The sequence below is a fragment of the Tsukamurella ocularis genome (assembly GCF_965138335.1).
Classification (GTDB): domain Bacteria; phylum Actinomycetota; class Actinomycetes; order Mycobacteriales; family Mycobacteriaceae; genus Tsukamurella; species Tsukamurella ocularis_A.
The window spans coordinates 1-8,116 of record NZ_CBCSDV010000060.1 but is presented as its reverse complement, the minus strand read 5'-3'; the positions used below and the strand labels follow the sequence as shown (position 1 = coordinate 8,116).

Genomic DNA, 8,116 nt, shown 5'->3' with positions numbered 1-8,116 from the left:
GGAGCGGCACAGCGCGCCGCGGGGGCGGGCGGAGCGTGGGAGGTGGGTGCAACGTTCTGAGCGCTCTCGGATTCTGTCCGGGTCGGACAGCATGTCCGACGTGGACAGAATCCGAGAGTCGCGCAGTCGGCACGTCATCCCCACCATCCCACACTGCGACGGTCGCTTCGCATCGCCGCCTCCGCGCGGCGTCAGCGAGCGGCGGGCGCGGTGAGCGGGCGGTCGAGGGCGGTGGCGGTGTAGAGGCCGGTGAGGCAGCGGGTGCCGTCGAGGGAGTCGGTGTAGACGTCAGCCGCGGCGATCATGGTGCGGCCGGGAGGGCCGACGAGGCGGCCGACGGCGACCAGCCGCTCCCCTCTCGCCGGGCGGAGGTTGTGCGAGTTCATCGCGGTGGTCGCCGCGACCCGGCCGGACTCGTGGATCGCGGCGAACGCCGCCCCGACCGCGGCGATGTCGGCCACCATGGCGACGATGCCGCCGTGGCAGTGCACACCGTCGAAGGTGACGTCGGGGACGACCGGCATCGACACGACGGCGCGGTCCGGTGTGGCATCGTCCACCGAGAGCTGGAGCCAGCGGGCGACGGGCATGGAATCGAGGACGCGGGTGAGGACGTGGTCGAGGCTCGCCATGATCGAAACATATCACTGATACGATTGCCGGAGAAGATGCCGAGACAGAGAACCAGAACGCCCGAGGTCGCGGACGGGATCGCCGACGCCGCACTGGAGATCGTCCGCGCCGAGGGCGCGGACGGGCTCACGACGCGGCGTGCCGCGGCGGCCGCGGGCACGAACATCGCCGCGCTGGGCCAGCTCTTCGGGAACCGCGAGGGCCTCGTGAACGCCGTCGCGCTGCGCGGCTTCGCGCTGCTCGTCGAGACCCTGCCGCAGGCGGAGGGCCCGCCCCGCGACGTGCTCGTCGCATGGGCCGACGCCTACCGCCGCTTCGCCGCCGACGAGCCCGCGCTGGTCGACGTGATGTTCGCGCGCCCGCTCACGGGGCCGATCCCGCCCGAGCACCCGGTGCACGAGTGCCGGCGCGTCCTCGTCGAGGCCTTCGGCGACCTCACGGGCAGCGCCGACCGGGCGGACGTCGAGGCGATCGCGCTCGGCTTCGGCGCGCTTCTCGAGGGCCTGGCGACGAAGGACCGGCACGGCCTGCTCGGCCCTACCGCCGACGCGCGGGATCGCGCCTGGCGCCTCGCCGTCGCCGCCTACGCCGAGGGCGCCGCCCGCTGACTCAGCGCAATGCGGTCGGCAACCCGGCGAGCGCGAACAGCTCCGCCGGGTCGAGGAAGGCCGCGACGTGGGTGAGCGCGCCGTCGGTGAAGGTCAGCACGTCGAGCTGGAAGGGCAGCCAGACCGCGCCGCCGGCGGCGGTGTCGCGCAGGTACATCGCGGCGGCGGGCAGGCCGTTGCAGACCGTCGGGATCATGCGCAGATCGCCGGCGACCCGGGCGGGGCACTGCGTCCGCGAGAGCTCGCCGATGGCCTCCGCGCCGCGGTACCAGCCCGGGATCGGCGGCATCTCCCAGGTGGCGTCGGCGGCGAGGATCCGCACCACCCCGTCGATGTCGTGCCGCTCGAAGGCGGCGCAGAACTCGTCCCACACCTGCTTCTCGTGATCGGACAACTCGGCGGCCCTGCGGCCGTCGCGGGCGGCACCGTCGCCGATGGAGGCCCGCGCCCGCTGGAGCGCGCTGTTCGCCGATGCGACCGAGGTCTCGAGCGCCGCCGCGGTCTCGGCCGCGGAGAACTGCAGCACGTCGCGCAGGATCAGCGCGGCCCGCTGCTTGGCCGGCAGCACCTGCAACGCCGCGACCATCGCCAGCCCGATGCCCTCCCGCGCGACCGCCGCCTCCCCCGGATCGCCGAGCGCGGCGTCCGGGAGGGGCTGCAGCCACAGCGCCTCGGTCGACGGCGCGACCGGCTCCAGAGGGTTCGACGGTTCGCCGCCCAGCCCGACGGGCAGCACCCGCCGGGCCGTGGCGGCGGTGAGGCAGACGTTGGTGGCGATGGAGTACATCCACGTGCGCACCGACGACCGGCCCTCGAAGCGGTGGAAGGCCTTCCACGCGCGCAGGTAGGTCTCCTGCACCAGGTCCTCCGCGTCGGACGCGGAGCCCGACATGCGGTAGCAGTGCGCCAGCAGCTCGGCGCGGAGCGGGGCGGTGGCCTGGTCGAAGCCGGTGTCGGTGGCGGTCACGTCAGCCCTGCGCGCCGACGTGCTCGGGGCCGGCTTCGGCCGCCGCCGGATCCATCCACATGATCTCCCAGCCGTGGCCGTCCGGGTCGTCGAAGGCGCGCCCGTACATGAAGCCGTGGTCCTCGGAGCGGCCCTCCGTGCCGCCGGCGGCGACGGCGCGGTTCACGATCTCGTCGACCTCCTCGCGGCTCTCGGCGCTCAGCGCGATGAGGGTCTCCTTGACGCCGGGCGCGGCGGTGGTGGACTCGTGGAAGGTGCCGAAGAAGTCGGTCTTGAGCAGCATCGCGGCGATGTTCTCGCCGAGCTCCACGGCGACCGCGTTCTCGTCGCTGAACTTCTCGTTGATGGTGTAACCCACGGCGGTGAAGAAGTCCCGCGAACGCTGGACGTCGGCGATGGGCAGGTTCACGAAGATCATCGTGTGCATGGCGTCGCTCCTGGGGTCTGCGGCATCCGCTCTCGAACACCGTCACATGGTTAGACGGGCCTCGTCACCGGAACTCATCGGTTCGGCCGAAAGTTTTCTCCGACTCCTCGGAGCTACCCCCGCAGCGCCCCGTCGAGGATGTCCAGGCCCGCGTCGATCTCGGCGTCCGTGGCGGTGAGTGGCGGCGCGATCCGGAAGATCGAGCCCATGCCCGGCAGCTGCACCACGTTCATGTGCAGACCCCGCTCGTAGCAGCGCTCCGTCACGGCGAGCCCGAGCTCGTTCGCCGGCTCCTTGGTCTCCCGGTCGGTCACCAGCTCGATGCCCTGCATGAGCCCGCGGCCGCGCACGTCGCCGATCGCCTCGTGGCGCCGCGCCAGTTCGTCGAGCCCGGCGCGCAGCCGTGCGCCCCGGGCGGCGACCTCGCGGGCGACACCGCCGGCGACGCCGTCGCCGAGCACGTCCAGCACCGTCGTCGCGACGGCGGCCACCATGGGGTCGCTGACGTGCGTGGTGAAGAAGAGGAAGCCCCGCTCGTGGCAGACCCGCTCGATCTCCGCGGAGGTCACGACGGCCGCGATGGGCAGGCCGGCCCCGAGCGTCTTCGAGAGGGTGAGGATGTCGGGCACGATGCCGTCGCGCTCGAAGGCGTACGCGGCGCCGGTGCGCCACAGGCCGGTCTGCGCCTCGTCGACGATGAGCAGCATGCCCCGCTCCTCGCACTTGCGCTTGAGCGCGGCGAGATAGCCGACGGGCACGTCGATGATGCCGCCGGAGCTGAGGATCGGCTCCACCAGGCAGGCCGCGAGGGAGCCCGTGGACTGGGCGTCGATGAGCTCGAAGCCGAAGTCCAGCTCGGACTCCCAGTCGTACTTCCCGTCCGGGGAGACGAACCGCGAGCGGTAGGCGTTCGGCGTGGGCAGCGCGAAGTTGCCGGGCGCGGTGGGACCGTAGCCCTTGTGCCCCGACGAGTAGGTGGCCGCGGCAGCGCCCGCCGTCATGCCGTGCCAGGACTTCGAGAAGCTGACGATCTCGTGCTTGCCGGTGTACAGCTTGGCCATCCGCAGCGCGGCCTCGTTGGACTCGGCGCCCGTCGTCAGCTGCAGCACGTGGCTCAGCGGCTCCGGCAGGGTCGCGGCGAGCCGCTCGGCCAGGGTGACCACCTGGGGCGACAGCATCCCCGAGAACAGGTGGTCGAGCGTCGCGATCTCGCGCTGCACGGTCGCCACGATCGCCGGATGACTGTGTCCCAGAATGGCGCTCATCTGCCCGGACGTGAAGTCCAGCCAGCTGCGCTCCCCCGAGTACACGTACGTGCCCTCGGCGCGGTCGATGGGCAGGGGCGCGAAGGTGCCGCCGTAGCGCACGACGTGCGCGGCGACCGAGTCCGAGAAGCTCACGCCCTCACAGTAGCCGCCCGGCCAGGTACGCCTGCGCCAGTTCGACGGTGCCGTCGGCGAATCCGGGATCCGCCTCCAGCGCATGCCCGTGCGTGCCGAGCCAGCCGAGCAGCTGCAGCCGCCGCAGCAGCACGAAGTCCGGGAGGAGCGCGGCGTGCGAATCGGGGAGGGCCCGACGGTGCCGGTACGCCGCGGTCCACGCCGCCGCCCACTCCGGCAGGCGCGGGTCCGTCTCCACGAACGACGCGGCGGCCGCGAACTCGAAGAGGTGCCAGCCGAAGCCGCAATCGTCGAAGTCGATCACCGTGAACCCCGCGCCGGGCGTGATGAGGTTGGCGGCCCGCAGGTCGCCGTGGATCAGGCCGAACCGGTCGGCGCCGCGCCCGAAGCCCTCGATCCGCTCGGCGACGCGGTCGGCCGCCGGGCCGATCGCCCGACGGTGCGCCTCCCCCACCGCGAGCCCGTCGCGCCAGGAGCCCCAGCGCGGCCGCGGCCCGATCGTCTCCGTGACACCCCAGGTGAACCGCGTGAAATCCGCGGGCCGCCGCCAGGTCTCGGCGTGCCCGTGGAAGACCGCGGCGATCTCGCCGAGCGCCGCGAAGTGCGCGACGTCGAGCGCCTCGTCGGGCACGGGGCCGCCCGGCAGCTCCGCGAACAGCACCGCGCGGCGGCCCGTCGGGCCGTCGGTCAGGACCGCGCTCAGCGGCTCCACCACGGGCACCGTCGTATCGCGGCGCAGGGCGGCGATCCACGCCAGCTCGGAGGCGATCGCGGCGTCGCCGACGTATCCCGGCCGGTGCAGCCGCAGCACCGCCGGCCGCGGCCCGCCGCGCACCCGGAAGGTGGCGTTCTCGCTGACCAACAGGGGTTCGACGGTCGCGCCGGGGAGGGCATCGTCGACGATGCGCTGCGCGAGAAGCAGATCGCTCACTTGACCGCCTTCATCGTCATGCGGGAGTCCACCCGCACGATGGCGGGATCGCCCATGAGGTGCGTGGTGACCCAGCGCTCGTAGGTCGCTAGGTCGGCGACGCGCACCCGGATCAGGTAGTCGGGCAGGCCGAACATGCGCCGCACCTCGATCACCTCGTCGAAGGAGGCGATCCGCGCCTCGAAGGCCTCCACCGATGCGCGATCGTTGGCCCCGAGGTCGGCGTTGATCATGACCTCGAAGCCGCGGCCCAGGGCGGCCGGATCGATGACGGCGGTGTAGCCCGTGATCACGCCGTCGGCCTCCAGGCGCCGGACGCGACGCAGGCACGGCGCGGGCGTGAGTCCCACGCGCTGCGCCAGCTCCTGGTTGGTGAGCCGCCCGTCGCGCACCAACTCATCGATGATTGCTCGATCGAGTGCATCCACGGCGGAAATATTGCCACACGCCCGACCATTAGTGCCATATACGCAAGCACATTGCGCACGATGCGAAATAGAATTGTTCCCCATGGGAGTTCCGTCGAAAGTCGCCGTGGTGCAGCTGGGCCTGTTCGTGCTCGGCATCGGCCTCGGCGTGGTGGTCACGGGCCACGGCCTGCCGTGGTGGATCGCGCCGGTGCTGTCGATGGCGGTGTACGCGGGATCGGTCGAGTTCCTGCTCGCGGGCCTGCTGGCCGCGGCGACGCCGCTCGCCGCGATCGCAGCCACCACGTTCCTGGTGAATTCGCGCCACCTGTTCTACGGGCTCACCTTCCCCCTGGACCGGATCCGCAGCCGCGTCGGGAGGGCCTACGGCGTGTACGCGCTGACCGACGAGGCCTACGCCCTGGTGAGCACGGCACCGTCGGCGACGATGACGGGGACGATGATCCTGCGCACCCAGGTCGGCCTCCACGTGGCGTGGGTCGCCGGCTCGCTGGTCGGCGGGCTCGCCGGCGGCGCGTTCCTGCGCGACGTTCCGGGCGTCGACTTCGTGCTCACGGCGCTGTTCGTGGTGCTCGCGCTGGACGCGCACCCGGACCGCACGACGCTGGCCCTCACGCTCGCCGCGTGCGCGGTCGCGCTGGCGGTGGCGCCGGGCGCGATGCTGCTCGTCGCGATGGGCGGCTTCGCGGGACTGCTGGTGGTGCGGCACCTGGTGGCGCGCCGGAACGCGAAGGAGGCGGCGCATGCCTAGCACCGGATACCTGTTGGCGGGCATCGCGATCGCGGCGGCCGTCACCGTCGCGCTGCGGCTGGCACCCTTCGGGCTGGCCTCGGTACTGCGCGATTCCGCGCTGCTCGCCGACTTCGGCCGGTGGATGCCCGCGGGCGCCGTGGTGGTGCTCGCCGTCTACTGCATGGCGCAGGTCGATTACGCCGCGCCGGCGCACGGGATCCCACAGCTCGCGGGGGTGGCGGCCACGGCGCTCGCGCACCTGTGGCGGCGGAACGCGGTGCTCAGCATCGTCGCGGGCACGGCGGTGTGCGTCGCGCTGAGCTACGCGCTGGGCTGAGCGGCTGGCACCATGAGCTGATGCGCGAGGAGACCATCACCGCGGGCGGCGTGCGCCTGGCGGCGCAGCACCGCCGTGCGCCGGCGCCCACGGGACCGCCGGTGCTGCTGATCCACGGCATGGCGGCCGACCACCGCACGTGGCGGCGCACCGTCCGCGCCCTGCTCGCCGCCGGCCGCGACACCGTGACCTACGACCAGCGCGGCCACGGCCGCAGCGATCACAGCCCGGAGTACCTGCTCGACGAGCTGGCCGAGGACGCCGAACGGGTCGCCCGGCACGCCGGGCTCACGACCTTCGACGTGGTCGGGCACTCCCTCGGTGGTCAGGCCGCGCTGCGGCTCGCGTGGCGGCTGCCCGACGGTGTCCGGCGCCTCGTCCTCGAGGAGATGCCGCCGGTGGCACTCGAACCGGAGCAGGTCGCCGCGTCGATGGACCTGCCGCTCACGCCGCGCCGGGTGTGGCTGGGGATCAAGCAGGTGGTGCAGACGCCGGGCGCGCTGTCGCGCTTCGACGGTTCGATGATGGACTCGGTCTCGCCGCAGTTCCACCCGGATCCGGCGTGGTGGGACCGGCTGGCCGCGACGCCGCAGGAGACGCTGGTGATCTCCGGCGGCCCGCGGGACTTCCTGCGCCCCGAGCATCTGCGCCTCGTCGCCGATGCGCTGCCCCGCGGCGAGTACGTCGAACTGCGCGGCGGGCACACGGTGCACCGCGAGTCCTCCGCCGCCTTCGCCCGGGCGGTGCTGGGCTTCCTCGGATAGCCGCTGGACGGCTACCTGTGCCGTCCGCGCGACTCTCGGATTCTGTCCAGGATGGACACGGTGTCCGGAACGGACGGAATCCGAGAGCCGATACGACGAAGCCCGCCCCACCTCGCGGTGGAGCGGGCTCTGTCCGTGGAGCGGGACCGACCGCTACGGCGTGGGCGGCGCGATCTGGCCGCCGGTGAGGCGGCGCCAGGTGTAGACGATGACCAGGAGGCCGATGGGCAGCGTGATGATCATGCAGAGGCCCATGATCAGCGAGGTCAGGATCCACACGAGCAGCGAGTTGCCGGCGTTGTTCTTCGCGGTCTCGAAGCTGGTGCGCAGCGCGTCGCCGAGGCCGAGGCCGCGGTCGACGGTGGCGACGATCGCGAACATGAGCAGCCACGCGGCCACGAGTCCCGGAATGATGCAGAGCATCGAGCCGATGGTCACGGCGATGGTGACGACCAGCGCGGCGAGCAGCGCGGGACCGGTGTTGCGCGGCTTGAAGAACGAGCCGAGCGTGACCTGCTTGCCATCCGCGAGATCGAGGAGGCCCGAGAGCAGCGCGGTGTGGATCAGGTACTGCACGATGCCGATGATCAGGCCGAACAGCAGCGAGACACCGATGGTCGCGCCGAACGAGACGTCGGCCGTGTAGGTGTTGGTGTCGGGATCGTAGGTGGTGCCGCTCGAGGCCATCGTGCCGCCGAGCAGCAGGCCGTACCCGATGCCGAAGACCACGTAGAAGATCAGGCCGTAGATGAGGCCGGCGACCATGACCGAGCCCGCGTTCTTGCTGAACTTGTTCCAGGCCCAGGAGAAGGCGTCACCGATGTTGAACGGGGGCTGTCCGCCGCCGTACTGCGGGCCGCCGAAGCCGCCACCGGGCGGGGGCGGGGG

General features: G+C 72.3%; 11 protein-coding genes. 4 read left to right on the top strand and 7 right to left on the bottom strand.

Annotation, left to right across the window (positions count from 1 at the left end):
* Positions 1-191: 191 nt before the first annotated feature.
* Positions 192-632, bottom strand: coding sequence for a PaaI family thioesterase (locus tag ACNAYW_RS24410; protein WP_415852189.1), 441 nt, complete (start codon positions 630-632; stop codon positions 192-194).
* A 36-nt stretch (positions 633-668) separates the two neighbouring features.
* On the opposite strand from ACNAYW_RS24410, the gene ACNAYW_RS24405 reads away from it, so the two are divergent.
* On the top strand, positions 669-1,241 hold the full coding sequence (locus ACNAYW_RS24405; protein WP_415852188.1) for a TetR/AcrR family transcriptional regulator: 573 nt from the start codon (positions 669-671) through the stop codon (positions 1,239-1,241).
* 1 nt (position 1,242) lies between these two features.
* On the opposite strand, the gene ACNAYW_RS24400 is transcribed toward ACNAYW_RS24405, so the two are convergent.
* From ACNAYW_RS24400 to ACNAYW_RS24380, 5 genes are all read right to left on the bottom strand, one after another.
* Complete coding sequence (locus ACNAYW_RS24400; protein ID WP_415852187.1) at positions 1,243-2,208, bottom strand: RNA polymerase subunit sigma-70; 966 nt, start codon at positions 2,206-2,208, stop codon at positions 1,243-1,245.
* Position 2,209: 1 nt separating this feature from the next.
* On the bottom strand, positions 2,210-2,635 hold the full coding sequence (locus ACNAYW_RS24395; protein WP_415852186.1) for a VOC family protein: 426 nt from the start codon (positions 2,633-2,635) through the stop codon (positions 2,210-2,212).
* 113 nt (positions 2,636-2,748) lie between these two features.
* Positions 2,749-4,035 (bottom strand): aspartate aminotransferase family protein, encoded by a 1,287-nt coding sequence (locus ACNAYW_RS24390; RefSeq protein WP_415852185.1) that lies wholly within the window; start codon positions 4,033-4,035, stop codon positions 2,749-2,751.
* 4 nt (positions 4,036-4,039) lie between these two features.
* Entirely contained in the window at positions 4,040-4,966 is a 927-nt protein-coding gene (locus ACNAYW_RS24385; protein WP_415852184.1) for a phosphotransferase enzyme family protein, read from the bottom strand.
* Positions 4,963-5,394: an Lrp/AsnC family transcriptional regulator gene (locus ACNAYW_RS24380; RefSeq protein ID WP_415852183.1), complete on the bottom strand. Its 432-nt coding sequence runs from the start codon at positions 5,392-5,394 to the stop codon at positions 4,963-4,965. Before ACNAYW_RS24380 ends, ACNAYW_RS24385 begins: the two co-directional genes overlap by 4 nt.
* Positions 5,395-5,476: 82 nt before the next feature.
* Here ACNAYW_RS24380 and ACNAYW_RS24375 point away from each other — a divergent pair, with 82 nt between their 5' ends.
* Genes ACNAYW_RS24375 through ACNAYW_RS24365 form a run of 3 tightly spaced genes read left to right on the top strand, consistent with a single transcriptional unit; the run spans position 5,477 to position 7,228 of the window.
* Positions 5,477-6,145 (top strand): AzlC family ABC transporter permease, encoded by a 669-nt coding sequence (locus ACNAYW_RS24375; RefSeq protein ID WP_415852182.1) that lies wholly within the window; start codon positions 5,477-5,479, stop codon positions 6,143-6,145.
* Entirely contained in the window at positions 6,138-6,464 is a 327-nt protein-coding gene (locus ACNAYW_RS24370) for a branched-chain amino acid transporter permease (RefSeq protein ID WP_415852181.1), read from the top strand. Before ACNAYW_RS24375 ends, ACNAYW_RS24370 begins: the two co-directional genes overlap by 8 nt.
* Before the next feature lie 20 nt (positions 6,465-6,484).
* Positions 6,485-7,228, top strand: coding sequence for an alpha/beta fold hydrolase (locus tag ACNAYW_RS24365; RefSeq protein WP_415852180.1), 744 nt, complete (start codon positions 6,485-6,487; stop codon positions 7,226-7,228).
* A 153-nt stretch (positions 7,229-7,381) separates the two neighbouring features.
* Here ACNAYW_RS24365 and ACNAYW_RS24360 read toward each other — a convergent pair.
* On the bottom strand, positions 7,382-8,116 hold a 735-nt coding region (locus ACNAYW_RS24360; RefSeq protein WP_415852179.1), incomplete at its 5' end, for a hypothetical protein.

What these genes read in the sequence shown, in the direction of transcription:
- ACNAYW_RS24405 (WP_415852188.1), top strand. Translation starts at nt 669, where the DNA reads ATGCCGAGACAGAGAACCAGAACGCCCGAGGTCGCGGACGGGATCGCC.
- ACNAYW_RS24410 (WP_415852189.1), bottom strand. Translation starts at nt 632, where the DNA reads ATGGCGAGCCTCGACCACGTCCTCACCCGCGTCCTCGATTCCATGCCC.
- ACNAYW_RS24375 (WP_415852182.1), top strand. Translation starts at nt 5,477, where the DNA reads ATGGGAGTTCCGTCGAAAGTCGCCGTGGTGCAGCTGGGCCTGTTCGTG.
- ACNAYW_RS24370 (WP_415852181.1), top strand. Translation starts at nt 6,138, where the DNA reads ATGCCTAGCACCGGATACCTGTTGGCGGGCATCGCGATCGCGGCGGCC.
- ACNAYW_RS24365 (WP_415852180.1), top strand. Translation starts at nt 6,485, where the DNA reads ATGCGCGAGGAGACCATCACCGCGGGCGGCGTGCGCCTGGCGGCGCAG.
- ACNAYW_RS24395 (WP_415852186.1), bottom strand. Translation starts at nt 2,635, where the DNA reads ATGCACACGATGATCTTCGTGAACCTGCCCATCGCCGACGTCCAGCGT.